This window comes from Polaromonas sp. P3_B1 (assembly GCF_056402935.1).
This window is the reverse complement of record NZ_JBFUGK010000006.1, coordinates 150,752-168,675: the sequence shown is the minus strand read 5'-3', so window position 1 is coordinate 168,675 and position 17,924 is coordinate 150,752. Positions and strand designations below refer to the sequence as shown.

General features: G+C 67.8%; 19 protein-coding genes. 4 read left to right on the top strand and 15 right to left on the bottom strand.

What is annotated here, in order from left to right; all coding sequences use genetic code 11:
- From AC1DXS_RS05630 to AC1DXS_RS05575, 12 genes are all read right to left on the bottom strand, one after another.
- Positions 1-226 (bottom strand): hypothetical protein (locus tag AC1DXS_RS05630; RefSeq protein WP_477736573.1); only part of this gene is annotated, 226 nt, incomplete at its 3' end.
- Positions 223-849: a LolA family protein gene (locus tag AC1DXS_RS05625; RefSeq protein ID WP_477736572.1), complete on the bottom strand. Its 627-nt coding sequence runs from the start codon at positions 847-849 to the stop codon at positions 223-225. The genes AC1DXS_RS05630 and AC1DXS_RS05625, both read right to left, overlap by 4 nt.
- Positions 846-1,334, bottom strand: coding sequence for an acyl-CoA thioesterase (locus AC1DXS_RS05620; protein ID WP_477736571.1), 489 nt, complete (start codon positions 1,332-1,334; stop codon positions 846-848). Before AC1DXS_RS05620 ends, AC1DXS_RS05625 begins: the two co-directional genes overlap by 4 nt.
- Positions 1,327-2,871, bottom strand: coding sequence for an HAL/PAL/TAL family ammonia-lyase (locus AC1DXS_RS05615; RefSeq protein WP_477736570.1), 1,545 nt, complete (start codon positions 2,869-2,871; stop codon positions 1,327-1,329). Before AC1DXS_RS05615 ends, AC1DXS_RS05620 begins: the two co-directional genes overlap by 8 nt.
- Positions 2,861-3,853 (bottom strand): LpxL/LpxP family acyltransferase, encoded by a 993-nt coding sequence (locus tag AC1DXS_RS05610; RefSeq protein WP_477736569.1) that lies wholly within the window; start codon positions 3,851-3,853, stop codon positions 2,861-2,863. Before AC1DXS_RS05610 ends, AC1DXS_RS05615 begins: the two co-directional genes overlap by 11 nt.
- The gene (locus tag AC1DXS_RS05605; RefSeq protein ID WP_477736568.1) at positions 3,850-4,590 is read right to left on the bottom strand and encodes a glycosyltransferase family 2 protein; all 741 of its coding nucleotides are present in this window, start codon (positions 4,588-4,590) and stop codon (positions 3,850-3,852) included. Before AC1DXS_RS05605 ends, AC1DXS_RS05610 begins: the two co-directional genes overlap by 4 nt.
- A complete protein-coding gene (locus AC1DXS_RS05600) occupies positions 4,583-6,364 on the bottom strand; it encodes an ApeI family dehydratase (RefSeq protein ID WP_477736567.1) in 1,782 nt (593 codons plus the stop codon). The genes AC1DXS_RS05605 and AC1DXS_RS05600 overlap by 8 nt, the downstream gene beginning before the upstream one ends.
- Positions 6,365-6,367: 3 nt before the next feature.
- Positions 6,368-6,952, bottom strand: coding sequence for a COG4648 family protein (locus tag AC1DXS_RS05595; RefSeq protein WP_477736566.1), 585 nt, complete (start codon positions 6,950-6,952; stop codon positions 6,368-6,370).
- Positions 6,945-7,208, bottom strand: coding sequence for an acyl carrier protein (locus tag AC1DXS_RS05590; RefSeq protein ID WP_477736565.1), 264 nt, complete (start codon positions 7,206-7,208; stop codon positions 6,945-6,947). The genes AC1DXS_RS05595 and AC1DXS_RS05590 overlap by 8 nt, the downstream gene beginning before the upstream one ends.
- A 25-nt stretch (positions 7,209-7,233) precedes the next feature.
- On the bottom strand, positions 7,234-7,506 hold the full coding sequence (locus tag AC1DXS_RS05585; protein WP_477736564.1) for a phosphopantetheine-binding protein: 273 nt from the start codon (positions 7,504-7,506) through the stop codon (positions 7,234-7,236).
- Entirely contained in the window at positions 7,481-8,284 is an 804-nt protein-coding gene (locus AC1DXS_RS05580) for a lysophospholipid acyltransferase family protein (protein WP_477736563.1), read from the bottom strand. The genes AC1DXS_RS05585 and AC1DXS_RS05580 overlap by 26 nt, the downstream gene beginning before the upstream one ends.
- Positions 8,277-9,083: a beta-ketoacyl synthase chain length factor gene (locus tag AC1DXS_RS05575; protein WP_477736562.1), complete on the bottom strand. Its 807-nt coding sequence runs from the start codon at positions 9,081-9,083 to the stop codon at positions 8,277-8,279. Before AC1DXS_RS05575 ends, AC1DXS_RS05580 begins: the two co-directional genes overlap by 8 nt.
- Positions 9,084-9,345: 262 nt before the next feature.
- Here AC1DXS_RS05575 and AC1DXS_RS05570 point away from each other — a divergent pair, with 262 nt between their 5' ends.
- The 4 genes from AC1DXS_RS05570 (at position 9,346) to AC1DXS_RS05555 (ending at position 13,483) form a co-directional block, all read left to right on the top strand.
- Positions 9,346-10,239 (top strand): LysR substrate-binding domain-containing protein, encoded by an 894-nt coding sequence (locus AC1DXS_RS05570; protein ID WP_477736561.1) that lies wholly within the window; start codon positions 9,346-9,348, stop codon positions 10,237-10,239.
- A 100-nt stretch (positions 10,240-10,339) separates the two neighbouring features.
- On the top strand, positions 10,340-11,365 hold the full coding sequence (locus AC1DXS_RS05565; protein ID WP_477736560.1) for a Bug family tripartite tricarboxylate transporter substrate binding protein: 1,026 nt from the start codon (positions 10,340-10,342) through the stop codon (positions 11,363-11,365).
- A gap of 83 nt (positions 11,366-11,448) precedes the next feature.
- The gene (locus tag AC1DXS_RS05560; protein WP_477736559.1) at positions 11,449-12,531 is read left to right on the top strand and encodes an asparaginase; all 1,083 of its coding nucleotides are present in this window, start codon (positions 11,449-11,451) and stop codon (positions 12,529-12,531) included.
- A 1-nt stretch (position 12,532) separates the two neighbouring features.
- Positions 12,533-13,483, top strand: coding sequence for a M14 family metallopeptidase (locus AC1DXS_RS05555; protein WP_477736558.1), 951 nt, complete (start codon positions 12,533-12,535; stop codon positions 13,481-13,483).
- Between the two features lie 14 nt (positions 13,484-13,497).
- Here AC1DXS_RS05555 and AC1DXS_RS05550 read toward each other — a convergent pair whose 3' ends face one another.
- From AC1DXS_RS05550 to AC1DXS_RS05540, 3 genes are all read right to left on the bottom strand, one after another.
- A complete protein-coding gene (locus AC1DXS_RS05550; RefSeq protein WP_477736557.1) occupies positions 13,498-15,432 on the bottom strand; it encodes a CHASE2 domain-containing protein in 1,935 nt (644 codons plus the stop codon).
- Between the two features lie 34 nt (positions 15,433-15,466).
- A complete protein-coding gene (locus AC1DXS_RS05545) occupies positions 15,467-17,128 on the bottom strand; it encodes a FecR family protein (protein ID WP_477736556.1) in 1,662 nt (553 codons plus the stop codon).
- Between the two features lie 88 nt (positions 17,129-17,216).
- Positions 17,217-17,924, bottom strand: a complete 708-nt coding sequence (locus AC1DXS_RS05540) for a response regulator transcription factor (protein WP_477736555.1) — start codon at positions 17,922-17,924, stop codon at positions 17,217-17,219.

The following is a 17,924-nucleotide window of genomic DNA, read 5'->3' as shown; positions in this document are numbered from 1 at the left end:
GCATGACCACCACGCGGCGCTCGCCCTGTTCGCCGAGCTGGCGCATGGCGCGCTGCGCGACCGGGGCCTTTTCGTCTTGCGGCAGCAGCGCGAAGACGTCGGTGTCCAGGCGCGGCGCTTGCCAGAACTGCCACTGGTGCCAGCCTATGGCGGCCACCACCAGCAGCCAGGCCAGTGCCAGCCATTGCGGTGTGCCCCAGTTGCCCGGACGGGTGGGTAATTTCATGGCCCGAAGCGCCCGGCCTCAACCGGGCTCAGGCTGGACGCCGCATGGTTGAAAAAGCGGATGCGGCTGGCGTCGCCCGAGGCCTCGTGCAGGTTCACGCTGTCGACGTGGCGGCCGCCTTCGAGCTCGATGCGTGTGATGAATGCGGCGAGGGCGGCGTCGCGCGGCTTGAGCGCCAGGCGCCAGCCCTGCGCGCCCTGCAGCGCGCCTTCGGCCTGGAAGCGCTCGGCCAGGGCTTTGACGTCGCCGGCCAGCAGCGCCATCAGCATTTCATTGACGGCTTTCAGGCCGGGCTCCTGGCGCGTGTCGATCTGCCGGCTGGCGCCGCTTTCGCCCAGCGTCAGCAGGCGCTCGCGCGTCACCACCACGGTCGACGCGAAAGGCTGGGCAGTGATCCACTGCACGCCCTTGTCACGCGCCATGACGAACGTTCCCTTCGAAACCAGCGGTCGCTTGAAGCCCTTGATGGTTTTGGTCTGCTCGAACTCGCCGCGCAGCACGGCGGGGTTTTCCAGCCGGCGGCTGATGTCGGCCAGCAGTTCGGGCGCGCTTTGTGCATGCACGCCAGCGGCGGCCAGGCCCAGGCCGGCCGGCAGCAGTGTGAGGAGCTCGCGGCGCTTCATGCGCCCTGTCCCTTGCCTGGCGCAATACCCGGCACGGTACCCGGCGCCCCCGGGCCGGTTACGCCCAGCCGCTCCCACAGCACCGGCGGGCAGACCCAGCACATTTCAAGGGTGCTGACGTCCAGCGCCACCTGGATGGTGCTGGCCTTGTTGAGCCTCTTGCCGGTTTCAGCGCAGAGGATCAGGTACTCGATCTTGAGGCGGTTTTCCCATTCGACGATGCGCGCGCGTATGCGCAGGCGCTGGCCGTATTGCACCGAGCCGACGTACTTCACGCGCAGGTCGACGATGGGCCAGGCGTAGCCGGATTCGTGCATCTGCGGGTAGTCGTAGTTGAACTTCGCCATGAGCGCATTGCGCGCGATCTCCAGGTACTTGACGTAGTTGCCGTGCCAGACGATGTTCATCGGGTCCAGGTCATGGAAGGCCGGGCTCAGCTCGATCTCGTGGCTGAGGTCGGGGCCGGGACGAGTCGAATCAGTCATGGTAAAGACTCCAGCGCCCCGCGCGCATGCCGGCCAGCAGGCGCTGCAGGTCGGCATCCAGCGCGCGGTCTTCTTCCACCAGCGCGATCTCGTTGGACAGGCGTTCCAGGAAGCCGGCCAGCGGCGCGGGCAGCGGCAGCTTGCTCAGCGGCAGGCGCAACGCCAATGCCTGGCGCGCGGCGATCAGCAGCGCGGCAACCACTTGCTCCGTCAGCTCCAGCACACGCAATGCATCCCGAGCCGCGATCGTTCCCATGCTCACCTTGTCCTGGTTGTGGCATTCGGTCGAGCGCGAGAACACCGAGGCCGGCATGGTCTGCTTGAGCGCCTCGGCGGTCCAGGCCGAGACGCTGATCTGCAGCGCCTTCAGGCCGTGGTTGATGGCCGCGCGCGGCCCCGTGGCCCCTGAAAGATTGGCCGGCAGGCCGTGGTTGAAGCGCGTGTCCACCAGTTGCGCGAGCTGGCGGTCCAGTAGGTCGGCCACGTTGGCCACCACGTTCTTGAGCGTGTCCATGGCCAGTGCGATGTGCCCGCCGTAAAAATGCCCGCCGTGCAGCACACGCTCTTCATCGGGGTCTATCAACGGGTTGTCGTTGGCGCTGTTGAGCTCGTTCTCGATCTGCTGGCGCAGCCAGGGCAGGGCGTCTTCGAGCACACCGATGACGTGCGGCGCGCAGCGCAGCGAATAGCGGTCCTGCAGGCGGCTTTCGTTGCGCGCGGGGCGGTCCGACAGCAGGTCTTCGCGCAAGCGGCGCGCCACCAATTGCGGCCCCGCATGGGGCTTGAGCGAAAAAAGCGTTTCGTCGAAATGGTGGGCGTTGCCGTCGCCGGCCCAGACGTTGCAGGCGGTGATCCGGGTCGCCAGGCGCGCCACGCCGTCGGCACGCTCCCAGGCCAGGCAGGCAAGCCCCGTCATGACGGAGGTGCCGTTCATCAGCGCGAGCGCCTCCTTGGGCCGCAGGCGCAGCGGCGTGAGGCCGATGCGGGCCAGGGCCTCGGCGGCAGGCAGGCGCTTGCCTTCGAACAGCACCTCGCGCTCGCCGCACAGCACCGCAGCCACATAGGACAGCGGCGTCAGGTCGCCGCTGGCGCCCACCGAACCTTCGGACGGTATCAGCGGCAGCACGTCGTGCACCAGCAGTTGTTCCAGTTGCACCAGCAGCTCCCAGCTCACGCCCGACACTCCCTGGCACAGCGAGGCCAGGCGTGCGGCCAGCACGGCGCGTGTTTCTTCCGGCGTGAGCCAGCGGCCTGCGCCTATGCCGTGAAAGGTGTAGAGGTGGTGCGGCAATTCGGCGACCAGCTCGGGCGGGATGCTGACGGTGCAGGAATCGCCGTAGCCGGTGGTGACGCCGTAGACCACGCCGTCCTCGCGCAGCAGGCGGTCCAGGAAGGCGGCGCCGCGCATGATGCGCTCGCGAAAGGCCGGGGCCTGGCCCAGCGTTGCCGGCCGGGCGCGCGTTGAGAGGGCCACGACGTCGTTCACGTCCAGGCGCCGGCCATCAAAAATCACGGGGTCCAAATGTTCAGCGGTCATGGTTGCGTTCAGGAGGTTGTGCGGTGCGAGAAGGCTCAAGCCCCTGCGCCCAGAAAGGAAAAAAATTGAACCAGGCCAGTGGCGCGCGGGCCAGCAGCGTTTCCAGCCAGCCGGCGAATTGCTGCGCATGCGCGGCCAGTGCTTCGCGCCTGGCATGGCGGGGAAGGGTCACTTCTTCGGCCAGACAGTGCACGCGCAGCACGTAGCCGCTGCCTTCCCTCACGCAGGCCATGGCATACAGCGGGCATTTAAGCAGCGAGGCAAGCACATAGGGCCCGACCGGCCATTGCGCCTCATGGCCCAGGAAGCGGGCCGGCACCGACATGCTCTGGCGCACCGGCACACGGTCACCGGCGATGGCGACAAACTCGCCTTGCGCCACCTTGTCGGCCAGCAGCATGGCGGTGGCCGGGTTGACGTCGGTGACCTGGATGAAACGCACCTCGCTGTCCGGGTGCAACTGCCGCAGGATGCGGTTAAAGCGTTCCGCGTGCCGTGTGTGCACCAGCACGTTGAGCTTCACGCCGCGATGGCGCTCCGCGCTGATGCGGCACAGCTCCATGCAGCCGATGTGGCCGGTGGCGATCACCGCGCCGCGGCCCTGGGCGACCAAAGCCAGCAGGCCTTGCTCGCCCTCCGTGCGCAGGGCGCTTTGCGCGATGGCGCCGCTGACGGCCAGCAACTTGTCGAGGATGGTGTCGGCAAAGGCCAGGAAATGCCGCAGCGTGTCCTGCCATGCGGGGGCACGGCCGAGGTTGCCGGTGGCCGCCTCGAGTTTTTGCAGGTAATCGAGCGAGGCGCGGCGCGCATCGCCGCGAGTTGCCCAGTAGTACGTCACCACCGGGTAAAGGCACAGGCGAAAAGGCAGGCGGCCCAGCACCCGGTAAACCCAGAACAGCAGCCGCACGCCGGCGACGAAGGTGTGTTCGCCCAGGCTGGCCCAGTGCGGCGCGGCCGGCGGCATGATGGAGGGTTGCGTCACGGCGCGACCTTGCGCCACAGCAGCAGCGGCAGGCGCAGCAGCATGCCGGCCAGCATGCGCGCATGCATGCCCGAGATCAGGACGTTGTCGCGCACCAGCTGGAAGTGCGACACCCCATCGATGGGATAGCGGACCCGCGTCGGCAGGTTGACGATGCGCACGCCCCGCCAGTGCAGGCGCACCAGCAGCTCGGAATCGAAGTCCATGCGCCGTCCCAGGCGGGCCTCGTTGAACAGCCTGACGACGGGCTCCAGCGGGTAGACGCGAAAGCCGCACATGGAATCGGCGATGTCCAGCGACAGTGTGTTGATCCACACCCAGACGTGGGTGGCATAGCGCCCATACAGCCTGGCCTTGGGCACGGAGTCGTCGTAAATCGGGACGCCGCAGACCACGGCATCGGGCTGTAGCGCCGAAGCCGCGAGAAATTTGGGAATGTCGGCCGCATCGTGCTGGCCGTCGGCGTCGATCTGTAGCGCATGGGTGTAACCCAGCGCGAGCGCGTGCCGCAGGCCGGCCATCATTGCGCCGCCCTTGCCCTGGTTGTGGTCCAGCCTCAGCAGCGCCATGCCGGCGCCGTGCACGGCGGCGAGTTCGTCCAGCACCTGGGCGCAGGCCGCGTCGCTGCCGTCGTCGACCACCACCACCTTGAGCCCATGGGCGCGCACCGCATCCACCATAAGGCCTATGGTCTGCGGATGGTTGTAGCAGGGGATCACGGCCACGGGTTTATGCATGGGGGCCTCCCGCTTCATGCGACCAGATGGCGCGGCCGCTGGCGTGCTCGGAAACGTCCGCGCCCTCTTGCGAATACAGGCGAAAGCCCAGGCTGCACAGCTTGGGGTCGGCCAACTGGTGCTTGAACTGCAGCGCCACACGCAAGGCCGTGCCGGGAGATACCGGCCGCACGAACTTGAGCGCTTCCAGGCGCACGAAGTGTTGCGGCAGGGCAAAGCATTCGCGGCCCAGCGTGATCGCCCAGTCGAGTTGCGCGACACCCGGCAGTATGGGCGCCACCTCGAAGTGGCCCTCGAATACCGTCAGGCCCGCATGAATGTCCAGGGTGGCCAGCGCATCGGTGTCGCCGCGCTCCAGCCATTGCACCGCCGGCATCTCGGGGCGCGCCGCCTGGGGCTGCGCGGCGAACAGTGCCGTCAGCAAGGCTTCCGTCGGCTTGCCCTGCGCGTTGATCGGCAGGGCTTCGACAAAGCGCCAGCGCCTTGGAATTGCCAGCGGATCCATCCCGCCGGCCAGGGCCTCGCGCAGCAGGTCGATCAGGCCGCGCCGTCCCTGGGCCTCCTGCGCCCGGCCCGCCGGCGTGAGCACCACCGCCGCGCCCACGCGGGCGCCCACGGGGGTGTCGACCACCAGCGCTTTGGCTTCCTGCACCCAGGGCGTCTTCAGCAATTGCTGTTCAACCGCGCTGAGCGATACGCGCTTTTCTTCGATCTTGGCGATGCGGTCCACGCGGCCGAGCAGGCGAAAACTGCCGCCGCCGGCGGGCGCTGCGCGGTCACTGGTGACCCACCAGGCGTCGTCAGGCAGGCGCGGCGACTGCACGGCCAGGCATTCACCGTCGAGGCGCCAGTTCAGGTCGGAAAACGGTTGCCAGGCCTGGTCGGCGGTGGTGCTCTGGCGCCAGGCGATGCCGCCGGTTTCCGAGCTGCCGAAGACCTCGATGGGCGTGTGTCCGAGGATCACCGCCGCGGACTGGGCCACTTCGAAAGGCAAGGGTCCGCCCGACGAAAACACCGCGCGCAGTTGCTGCCTGGCCTGCCGCCAGTCCGGCGGCTCGGCCAGGCGCTTGAGGTGGGCCGGGGTGGACACCAGGATGGAGGCCTGCGCCCCCAGGCTGGCGGCCATGTCTTCGGGGTACAGCAACCTGCGCAGGCCGAAGGGGCGGCCCGCCGCCAGCGGCCACAGCACCAGGAACAGCAGGCCGTAAATATGCTGGTGCGACACCGTCGCCCAAATCGTGGGCGCACCGTCCTCCAGCCGGCGGCCGAAGGCTTCTTCGAGCGCCTGCACTTCGGACGCAAGCTGGTACAGGCCTTTGTCGATGGCCTCGGGCCGGCCTTGCGACCCTGAGGTGTAAAGCCGCATCCGCGCCTGGGCCGGGTCCAGGGGCTGGCGCTTGCCTGGTTGCGATCCGGCGGCGGGCTGCAGTGCATGCGGCAGGTCGCCGGCCAGGAGGTAGCCGGCCTCCGCCATGACCTGCAGGGTGCCGGGCAGGTCGTCACCCGGCAGCACCGCGGTTTTTCCCGCATGCCAGGCGGCCAGCAAAGCGGCGGAGAACTCAAAGGGATCATTGAGGTAGATGGCGCAATGGGACTCCGGCCGCGCGGCAAACGCGACTTGCCAGCAGTCGATTCTTTGCAGCAGGTCGGCATGGGACAAATACCGGCCGTTGCCATCGTCACTGCCGTCACCGCCGTCACTGCGCAGCGCCACCTTGCGGCCCGCATCAGGCGGTCGGCAGGCGAGATCGTTCAGGGACCACCACTCGGCCATCGCCTAGCCTCGCGCGGTGTTGGTATTCGCCAGGGCGATGCGCGCCCGCACCCGGCGCCTGACCAGCCATTCGCCGGCCATGAGCGTGCCAATGAGGCAGTAGGAGAGCAGGCCGTTGTACAGCGTCCAGAGCGCATCGCTGGCCCATAGCGCCGTGGCAAAGGCGACGGCGCCGTTAAAGATGAAAAACAGGCACCACACTTGCGTCACGCGGCGGGTGTAAGCCACGGCTTCAGCCGGCAGGTCGGGCTCGCGCAGGCGCGCGAAGCGCTCGATGGCGCTGGGGGGATAGGCCAGGCTGGCGGCAAACAGCGCAAGCAGCACGGCACTGACGACCACCGGATACAGCTTGAGCGGCATCCATGCATTGCCGGCCCAGCTGAAGGCGGCCAGCAGCAGGGCGCCCGCGGCAAAACCCAGGGTCGCGGCCGTGCGGTTCACCATCAGGCGCATCAGCGCCAGGCCCAGCAGCAGCAAGGCCAGCCAGCGCGGCTCGAGCCGGCCCAGGCTGAGGTAGACGATCAGCGGGTAGGCCAGCGTGACGAGCGCCAGCAACACGCCGGCCACCGGCCATTTCCATTTAGGCATCGGCCGCCTCGTGCCCTGCCGTCAGCCGGTGCAGGGCATCGACGACGTCGCTCACGGTGCGCACCGTCTTGAAGGCCTCGGGCTGCAGCCGCTGGCCGGCCAGCGGCTTGAGCTGCACCATGAGGTCGACCGCGTCGATGCTGTCGATGTCCAGGTCGTCGTAAAGCCGGGCTTCAGGCACGATGCGTTCGGCCTCGATGCCGAAGGTCTCCACAAGAATGGACACGATGCGCTGGAATATGTCGTTTTTGGTCATGATGGTGTCCTTGCAAAGGGCTGGATTAACGTGTGCGCTGCGAGCCGACAAAGGCCGCGAGCGCCTGCACGCTGGAAAAATGGTTGCGCGTCTCCTCGGAATCGGCCGATACGCTGACGCCGTAGCGCTTTTGCAGGGCCAGCCCGAGTTCGAGGGCGTCGATCGAGTCCAGCCCCAGGCCCTTGACGAAGAGCGGTGCGGCCGGGTCGATATCGCCGGGCGTGAGGTCCTCCAGCGCGAGCGCGCTGATGATGAGGTCCTTGATTTCGCCTTCAAGCGTTTGCGTGTCTTGGGTCATGTCTTGGGCCCCTGCGGGTCTCCGTGGTGAAATAGTCGGCCAGGTGTTCGGTCAGCCGGCGCGCGGCCAGGGCTTCGCTGCCGCAGCTGTCCACCAGGGAGGCGATGGGCATGTCGTCGCGCACCTCGATGCGGAAATGCGGGCGGCGCTCCGGAATCCGCCACCAGGGCACGCCTTTGGCGAGCATGGACGGGTTGCACTGGATCAGCACCGGCGTCACGTCGACCTTGCCGCGCACCGCCACGTTGGAGGCGCCGCGCTGGAGCTTGCCGGGCGCGCCGTTCACCGGGGTGCGGGTGCCTTCCGGAAAGATGATCAGGTTGTTGCCCGCGCGAAGCGAGGCCACGCTGTCTTCGACCAGCGCCGGGCCGCCGTTGTTGCAGATGAAGCCGGCGGCCAGCACAGGCCCGCGCGTGAAGGGGTTGGCCGCCAGCGCGGCCTTGACGACGCAATCGGCCCGGGCGATGAAAGAGATCAGGAAGACCACGTCGATCAGCGAGGGGTGGTTGGCCAGCACCAGCAGCCCCCGGCGATTGAGCTTTTCGAGGCCGTGCGTTTCATAGCTGAAGATGCCCAGCCCGTGCATGAGGCCCACGAAGGCGCGAAAGGCCTGGTGGATGATCCAGCGCGCGACGATCGACAGGCGCCGGCGGTCGCGGACGAACAGCGACAAGGCCGGAAACACCACGACCCACAGCAACAGGCCGCCCAGCCCGAAGCAGCTGAAGCTCAGTGCGGTGGCGAAAAGCCGCCAGGCGTAATTCAGGCGCCTAAGCATGGGCGGCGCTCCAGGTCCAGTGCGCGCCGGCGCGATCGTGGCGCAGCAGCGCCGCAGGTGCGGCGGCTTCGCGCGCGGTAGCGGCCTGCAGCACATGGCGCAGCACGGCCAGGCCTGCGGGCCAGCCGGCGGTGTCGGCCGTATTGGGGTGGGCGATGCCGCCGGTTTCATCGACGCTCAGTTCCAGCCTCAGCGACTGTGCGTCTTGTCCTGGATCCCCCGAACGGCCCGGAGATGCCACGCGCCAGGCCCAGGCGTATTCACAGGCGGGCTCGTCTTCAAATTCCGCATAGCCGGCGGGCAGGGGCGCTTCGTAATACACCACCAGCACCTCGGGCGCGCCGTCGGCCAGCAGGGCGGCGGCCTCGGCCAGTGCCGCCGCGACGCTGGCGCGGCCGCCGGCCACCACCACGGTGTTGCCGGTATGGCCTTGCGCAATGGAATACAGGGCTGAAATGGCGTTATGCACCGAGAGGCCGAATCCGGCCGGAGAGACCGGCTCGCCCCGCACCAGGTCACCCAGCAAGGCCAGGGAACGGGTGGCGTCGCCGTAACGCGAGGCGAACACCATGGGCGCCTCGGCGGCGGGCTGGCACCAATAGGCTACCTGGCAGGCCAGGCGGCCCAGGCGGTCGACGCGGCGGCGCATCATGGCGGGCATTTCCGTGAGTGGGGGGACGGTTTGCACCGTCGACTGGGGAAGCCGGGGAAAAGCCCGGGCCCACCCGAGCCAGTCTTCGCGACTGGTCAGGCCGTCGGCGTACGCCGACCATTCGAGAATGATGAATTCGAATCGCAAAACTGACTCGTTGGTTGATGACCTCAATGACTGATCGGGCCGATCACAAACCATTTCATCGTGCAGCGGGGCCCCCCGATGGCCCTGGGTGATCAGGGCCTTTTTATGTTTTGCGCGATTTTACACGTGCGAAGGCCGCGCCATCCCTCTGTTACGAGGTGCGCAGCCTCCTCCGATTGGGGGACTTGTCGAGGTAAAAACGGCGAAATGGGGGTGTTTTTCAGGCGCTACCATCGTTTCTTTTTCCCCACAAGGCGCCGCGATGGACCATAAATGGCTGGAAGACTTCATTGCCCTGGCCCGCGAACGCAGCTTTTCGCGCGCGGCGGAGCTGCGCCATGTGACCCAGCCGCAGTTCTCTCGCCGGGTGCGCGCGCTGGAACTCTGGGCGGGCGCCGACTTGGTCAACCGGGCCGTCGTGCCGCTGGGGCTCACCGCGGCCGGGGAAGAGCTGCTGCCGGTGGCGCGTCGCGCCGTGGCAGGCCTCAATGACGTGCGTGCCCGCATACGCCACGCCCAGGGCGGGCTCGATTGGGTCACGCTGGCCACCGGCCGCACGCTGTCGCGCACCGCCGTGCCTGGGTGGCTGGCGCGCGTCAAGCGCGGCGCCGGCGAATTCCGCCTGCGCATCCTCACGGGCTCCATCCACGAGGGCGCCACCGCGCTGGAGCAGGGCGCGGCTGACTTCCTGCTGTCCTTCACCCACCCGCGCCTGCCCATGCTGTTGGACGGCCAGGCCTTCGAGGGGCTGACCCTGGGTACCGACGAACTGGTGGCCGTGAGCGCGCCGCGTCCCGATGGGCAGGCGCTGCACGCGCTGCCCGGCACGGCGCGCGAGCCGGTGCGCGTACTCGGTTACGCGCCCACCCTGGCGCTCAGCCAGGTGCTGCAGGACGGGCTGAGCCGCGACGCCCGGGAGTTCTTCCTGCACACGGTGACCGAGTCCGACTTCGCCGAATCCCTGCATGAGCAGGCCCTGCAGGGCGTGGGGCTGGCCTGGCTGCCGCGCGGCCTGGTGGGCGATGATTTGCGCAGCGGCCGCCTTGTCGCGGCCGACCCGCAGGGGCTTGCCGTGCGCTTTGAAATCCGGCTGTACCGCAACCGCAGCCCGCGCAACGAGCTGGTGCAGCGGATCTGGGCCGCCACCAGCGCCTGACCCGTGCCTGAACAAGCATCCGCATACGTCCATGCGTGATGCGCATGCGGCCCGCGGGTGCCGCTTCCTAGACTGCCTCCACCCACAAAAGGAGACAGCCATGCCCACACCTTCCCCCGTTCGTTCATCCCGGCTCGGCCGCGCCCTGCGCAGTGCCGCGCCCGCCTTGCTGGCTGCGTTCAGCCTTATTGCCTTCCCGGCCGCGCAGGCCCAAAGCTGGCCCACGGCCAAACCGATTTCGCTGGTGGTGGGCTACCCCGCCGGCGGCAGCGTGGACCTGGTCGCGCGCATCATCGCCGAGCCGCTGGCCAAGCGCCTGGGCACGCCCGTCGTGATCGAGAACGTGGGCGGCGCCGGCGGCACCATAGGCGCGCAGAAAGTCGTGAGCGCCAACCCCGACGGCTACACGCTGCTGCTCGGTTCCGGCAGCGAGGTGTCCATCGCCAGGCTTTACAACGCCGCCATCAAATACAACGGCGAAACCGACCTGAGCCCGATCGGCCTGATCGGCATCACGCCCATGGTGTTTGTGACCAACACCAAGACCGGCGTCAAGACCATGGACGAAGCCATCGCCAAATCAAAACGCGAACGCAACCAGCTGAGCTTTGCCTCCTCCGGCATAGGCACGCCGCTGCATGTTTCGGGCGAGCTCATCAACCTGATGGCCGGCACCACCTTTCGCCATGTGCCCTACCGCGGCGCGGGCCAGCAATTGCAGGACCTGCTGGGCGGCAATATCGAGTTCAGCGTGTCGGTGCTGTCATCGGCGCTGCCGCATATCGAGTCCGGCAAGATGGTTCCGTTGGGCGTCACCACGCCCACACGCTCGCGCGCTGCACCGCAAATCCCCGCGCTGGCCGAGAACCCCAAGCTCAAGGGCTATGACATGAACGTCTGGTTCGGCCTCTTCGGCCCCGCGAAACTGCCCGCACCCATGGTCGCGCGGCTGAACCGCGAACTCAACGAGATCCTGCGCGAGGAAGCCGTCTGGCAAAAATTGCAGAAGGCCGGCATCACCAATGAAGGCGGCACGCCCCAGGCGCTCACGGCCTTTATCCGCGCTGAAACGCAGCGGGTGCGCACGGTGGTCAACAAGGCGGTCAGCACCGGGGCGGCTTCGTGAGAGTGGGATTGGTCAAAGCTCTTGTGATACAGCTGCAGCGCGATGCTGCGCAATTTTTATAACTCGACACTAGAGGAGTTGTCATGCACATATCCGTCATACCGATGTTGCGCAGGATCGCCTGCGGCCTGCTGTTGCCGATGGCCCTTTCGGCTTCAGCGCTGGCCCAGGAAGCGAAAAAAACCAACGTGGTGCTCATCGCCACCGGTGGCACGATTGCCGGCGCCGGGGCCTCCAGTGCCAACACCGGCGCCTACCAGGCGGCCGTGGTCGCTGTCGACAAGATCATGGCGGCCGTGCCGGAAATCCAGAACCTTGCCAACGTCAAAGGCGAGCAGATTTTTCAGATCGGCTCGCACAACGTCACCAACGAACGCCTGCTTCAACTTGCCCGACGCGTGTCCGAACTCCTCAAGTCGCCGGAGGTCGACGGTATTGTGATTACCCACGGCACCGATACCCTGGAAGAGAGCTCCTACTTCCTCAATCTCACCGTCAAAAGCAGCAAGCCGGTCGTGATGCTCGGATCCATGCGGCCCGGCACGGCGCTCAGCGCGGATGGACCGCTCAACCTTTACAACGCGGTGGCAGTGGCTGCGAGTAAAGAAGCGGCGGGGAAAGGGACTTTGGTGGTCATGAACGACGAAATTCACAGCGCTCGCGACGCCACCAAAACCAATGCCACCAGGGTTGATACCTTCAAATCTCCCTACGGGCCGCTAGGCCTTGTGGTCGAAGGCCAAGCCAGGTTCTATCGTGCACCAATCCGTCCGCATACGGTGCAGAGTGAATTCGATATTGACAAGATCCAGGCTCTGCCGCAGGTAGACATTGCCTATGGTTATCAGGACATGAACCGTGCGGCATACGACGCGCTTGTCGCATCCGGGGCCAAGGCCGTCATTCATGCCGGTGTCGGTGCAGGGAGTGTGCCTGAATACATCGCCGGCCCGCTGAACGAGATTCGCGCGAAAGGGGTATTTGTCGTTCGAGCCACCCGCACCGGCAGCGGTGTGGTGATCCGGAACAACTCGGTCAAGGATGACGCCAATGACTGGCTTGTTGTCGACGACCAGAATCCCCAGAAGGCGCGAATCCTGATGGCCCTGGCTTTGACGAAAACAAAGGACACCAGGGAGCTGCAGAAGATTTTCTGGAAGTATTGAAATGCCCGGTCACCATCCAGTCCATACCCTGCCGCCGAATCTGTCGCGCTGGTCGGCTTCCAACACCGGCGTGCATCACGTGCATGAACGAAGCGGCGCGGCGCCCGGCCCCGAGATCCTGGTGACGGCCCTGGTGCACGGCAATGAATACTCGGGCGCCATCGCGCTGGCCGAACTGCTCGCCGCTGGTTGGGCGCCCGCGCGCGGGCGGCTCACGCTGGCGTTCTGCAATGTCGCCGCGTTTGAACGCTTCGATGCCGCACGGCCCGATGCTTCACGCTTCATCGACGAAGATTTCAACCGCGTCTGGGCGGCCGGTGTGTTGGACGGCCCGCGCCGCAGCGCCGAGCTGGACCGCGCGCGCCAGCTCAGGCCGTTCGTGGACCGCGCCACACACTTGCTCGATTTGCACTCCATGCATGAGCCCTGCACACCCCTGCTGGTCACCGGCACCCTGGCGCGCAACATTGCCTTTGCCCAGGCCTTGCGCACTTCGGCGCAGGTGGTGGTCGACAGCGGCCATGCCGACGGTGTGCGCATGCGCGACTACGGTGATTTCGCCGATGCGCAAGGAAATCGCATCGCGCTGCTGCTCGAAGCCGGCCAGCATTGGGACCCGCGCGCCGTCAGCGCGGCACGCGACACGCTGATGCGTTTTCTGGTGCAGGCCGGCGCACTGGCGCGCAGCGAGGCGCCCATGGGCTGGCTGCTGCCCGACAGGTCGCCGCCCGCGCCCGTGGTGGTGACGGATCGCGTGGTCGCCGCGTCCATGGATTTCAGTTTCAGCGAAAGCTACACCGGCGGCGAAGTCATTGCCAGGGCGGGCACCGTGATCGCCACCGATGCGGGCCGCGAGGTGGTGACGCCTTACGACGATTGCGTGCTGGTCATGCCCTCGCTGCGGCAATTGCGCCCTGGGGTCACCACGGTGCGGCTGGGGCGGCGGGCCTGAGCGCGGCTGGGCGCTTACTGCAGCGGCAACCGGATCCACAGGCGCGCGCCGACGGGCGCCAGGGCCTCATAACCCGCCTGCCCGCCGTGCCGCTCCGCCACGTTGTGCACAAAGTAAAGGCCCAGGCCGGTGCCGTGCGCGGGCCGCTGCATGGCCTTTTGCGTGCTGAAGCGTTCGAACAAATGAGGCAGCATTTCCGCGCTGACGCCCGGCCCCTGGTCGGCTACGGACAGCTCGGCTTTTCCGCCCTGCAAGGCCAGGGTCACGGTGACGGCGCCACCCTCGGGCGAGAAGCGCAGCGCGTTGTGCAGCAGGTTGTCCAGCGCGCGCTCCAGCAGGTGGAAGTCGCCGCGTATCCATACCGGCTCATCGGGGATGTGCCGCAGCAAGCGCACGGATCTGGCCTGGGCTGCTTCGTAGACCGCATCGGTGGCCTGGTGCGCGACGCTGCCGAGGTCGATCTCGCGCAGGTCTTTTTGTTCCAGGCTTTGCACGCGGGCCAGCGAGAGAAACGACTGCGCCAGCTTGTGCGCGCGGCGCAGTTGCTGGAAGAGGCGGTGCTGATTGGCCTCATCGAGCGTTCCCCCGCCCAGTTGCTGCACGGCGGCGGCCAGCGGGACGCGGATGTCGTGTGACAGGAAAGCCAGGGTCTCCTCGCGTTCCTTGTGCAGGTTGTGAAAGCGCTGCTGTGCCTGCTTGACGTACTCGATGCGCTGTTCGAACCTGAGCTTGTGGAAAGGGCTGTCCGCCGTCGCGCCGGTCAACTGCTGCAGTTGCCAGTCAAGGTAACGCCTGGCCACTTCGAGGCGGCGCCAGCTCCACAAGGGGTAGGCCGCGATGGCCGCGACCAGGGCGCCCGAAGGAGCAAACCAGCGCCCCGACACCAGGGGCAGGGCCACGCTGAGCCCGGCGAGCACGGCGAACCAGGACGCGCTGACCAGCAGGCCCGGCAGGGGCATGAAGCGGGTCGCCCACAGCAGGGGCACCAGCGCCAGTGCGACGCTCAGCGCCAGCGTCCAGGCGCGTCCCAGCGGCACGATAAAGCGGTCGTCTCGCAGGTCCAGCAGCACGTTGGCCAGCACTTCCACCCCCGGCATGGCGGCGCCGTTGGTGCTGACCGGGGTCGACAGGATGTCGCCCATGCCGGCCGCCGTCGCACCCACGAACACGATCTTGCCGCGCAGGGCCTGCGCGGGTTCGCCGGGGCGCAGGAGCTCGGCCGCCGAAATGCTGGGAATGGTTCCGGGCGGGCCGGCAAAGCGCAGCAGCCGGGGCTCGCGCCGCACCAGCGTGGGCGCCTGCCCGGACTGCGGGGCCGCGTCCGCGGGCTGCAGGTAGGCGGCGTCGGCGGGTGCTTGCCAGCCGCTGGTCTGCAGCGTGGTTTGCGCCAGCAAGGGCCAGGCAGCGCTGCCCACACCTTCCCACAGGTGCACGCCGCGCGCCACGCCGTCGTCGTCCAGGCGCACGCTCACACGCCCGAGGCCGGCCGCGGACCGCGCGAGTTCGGGGATGGGCGGCGACTCCAGCAACTGGCCGTCAATGCGGGCGCTTTCCATCACGATGGGCAGCGACACGTTGCCGCAGGCGCGCATGGCTTTGGCCAGGGCCTCGTTGCCTGCGGGGTCGTCGCCGGCCTCATTGAAGGCGATGTCCATCGCCACGGCTTTCGGGGAGGCTCCGCAGATCTGCTGCAGCAGTTCGGCGTGCAGGCCGCGCGGCCAGGGCCAGCGGCCCAGCTCCTGCAGGCTGGCCTGGTCGATCGCCACGATCACCACGCCCGAGGGCGGGGGTTGCCCGCCCAGGCGTTGCGACACGTCGAACACGAAGTGGTCCAGGCGCGCGAGCCAGCCGCTGGCGCTCACCCCCAGCGCCAGCGCGGCCAGCACCAGGCCCATGCCCAGGCGTTCGCGCAGGCTGTGCGCGCTGCGGGGCGGGCGAGTGTCTTGCATGGTGGGGTTGATGTGCGCGTGCGCCGGCGGCGGCTTACAGCAGCAACAGCGGCAAGCCCAGCATCCACATATACGGATGGCGCGAAGGCACGTCTATCTTTTGCAGCATGGGCGGGCCGGCGGTGCCGTCCTGGTTGTCGACCAGGCGCACACCGAGGTAATGCGCGCCGCCGGAAGGGCGTGGCAGGCGGACCGTGCCATCGGAAGAATCCTGTTGCTGGTCTTCGGGCGCCATGCCTGCCGTGGCCGACACGGAAACCCTGTAGTGATGGTCCGCCGGCGGTGCGGGCAGATCGAGCAGCAAGGCATCGGTTTCGTAACGCAGCGCGGCCTGGCCCAGGTCGGGCTGGCCCGGCGCGGGCTTGTAGCTGAAGGGCGATGCCGCGGACCACGGCCCCTGTTCACCCTGGGCCGTGATGCTGGCGACACGCCAGTACAGCTTGCCCTCGGGGAGGTCGGCGGCCGGCTGCCACTCGGTCTGGGCCAGGGGCTGGTCCAGCAGTATTTGCGCGAAGTTCTCGGATTGCGAGGCCTGCACGCGGTAGCGCGCGGCGTCCACCGCGCTGGTCCAGCGCAGGGTGGGGCGCGGTGAGCGCACCGTGGCGGAGCGGCCCGGCGCCTGCAGCGCGGGCGCGAAGGGGCGTGCCGCCACGGTGAAGTTGTGGCGCGCTTCCAGCCCCTGCAGGCCCAGCGCATCGACGGCGCGCACGCGCAGGATGTAGCGGCCGTTGGGCAGGTCGGCAAAACTCAGCACACCGGCGTTCGAGGTTCTTTCCGCCAGGATGGCGTCAAAGCTGCTGTCCTGGGAAACCTGGCCCCAGAGCGTCGCGTTCTGCTCACCGCGCGCGGCAGGCAATGAAAACCGCAGCGGCAATTGCTCCAGCCGCGCCGGCAGGGCCGACACATCGGGCGCACGGGGCAGTGCGCGTGGCGGCACAGGCGCCTGGCCCTCGCGCGCCAGCGTGCCGAAGCCAGGCCCCACCACCACGGTTTTTCCGGTGGCGTCCACACCCACGGAGCCTTCCAGGGTTTCTTCGCGCGTCAGGCCGTCCTCCACCCCGACGCGAAACACCGTGCCGCGCACCACCGCCTGGGCGCTGGGCGTGAGCACGCGCAGGTTTTGCTGCGTGCGCCGCCCCGGGTTGTCGGTGATTTCCGTCTGGCCGCGCAGCAGGCGCACCCGCGTATCGGCCATCAGCCCGCCGCCGTAAAGGCTGAGGGTGTCCAGCACCAGCGTCGAGCCGGGGTGGATGCGCAGTTGCGTGCCGTTGGCCAGTTCCAGCGTGGCGCTGGCCAGGGGTTCGGTCTGGAGTTCGGCGCCGGCGGGCAGCGCCTGCCCGCTGGCTGCGGTTTTCCAGCTTCCGTCGGCCTCGCGCCATCGCGCGCTGCCGTGCACGGTTTTCAGGATGGCCTGGCCGGGGCTGGCGCGCAGCAGGGAGGCCGGAATGCGCAGCACCGTGCCCGGCGGGATGCGATGCGGGTCGGCAATCCGGTTGAGCTTTTGCACCACGTCCCAGCGCTGCGGATCCACCAGGTGGCGCTGGCCCAGGCTGATCAGCGTGTCCCCGGGGCGGACGCTGTAAAGCCATGCCGGCACGCCGGATGCGTTGCCGGTCACGCCGGCGGGAGTCGGCGTCTGGGCCTGCGCGGCGATGCCCAGCGACAGGAGGCAGGCCGCGGCGATGCATTTGTACATGGGGAATTTTCCAGAACGTGGCGGCCTGGCGTGCTGCCGGCCCGGCCCGGATGGGCAAGGGCAAAAAGGATGGGGCGGTGGGTGGACCTCAATCATGCAGCCACTCGAGCCGGTAGCCCTGGCCGTACACCGACACCAGGCGCCAGCCCGATTCGGGAGACAGCTTGAGCTTTCTGCGCAAGGCGCTGGCCTGCACGTCCACCTTGCGTGACTCCACATCGGTGTTGTGTCCCCACACCGTCAGCAACAGGTGCGAGCGCGTCAGGAGCCGTCCCACGTTCTGCAGCAGGTACAGCGCGAAATCGGTTTCAAGCTCGGTCAGCTCCACGCGCCGGCCTTCCACAAAGAACTGCCGGTTGGCGAAGTCCACTTCAAGCGCACCCCAGGCCCGTCGCCGTGTTTCCTGTTTCACGCCGGAGCGGTGCAGCACGACGTTGAGGCGCGCCAAAAGGATGGGCCTGGACACCGGCTTGACCAGGTAATCGACCGCACCGGCCGACAGCATCTGCACCACGTCGTCTTCGCCGTCGCGCGCCGTCAGAAAAATCACCGGGGGGCAGGCTTCCTTGAGCTGCAGCCGCAGCCGCGCCAGCACTTCAGGCCCCGACATGTCCGGCACCAGCCAGTCCAGCAGGCAGGCCGCGTATTGCCCCCGTTCCACCGCCCGCGCGCAGTCGGCGCCGCGGTTGAACAGGTCCACCTCGAGGCCGGCTTCCTTGATCCATCCACATATCGCTTCGGCGGTTTCGGGCTCGTCCTCCAGGTAGGCGATTCGGGGGGCGGAAGTGTGGGGCAT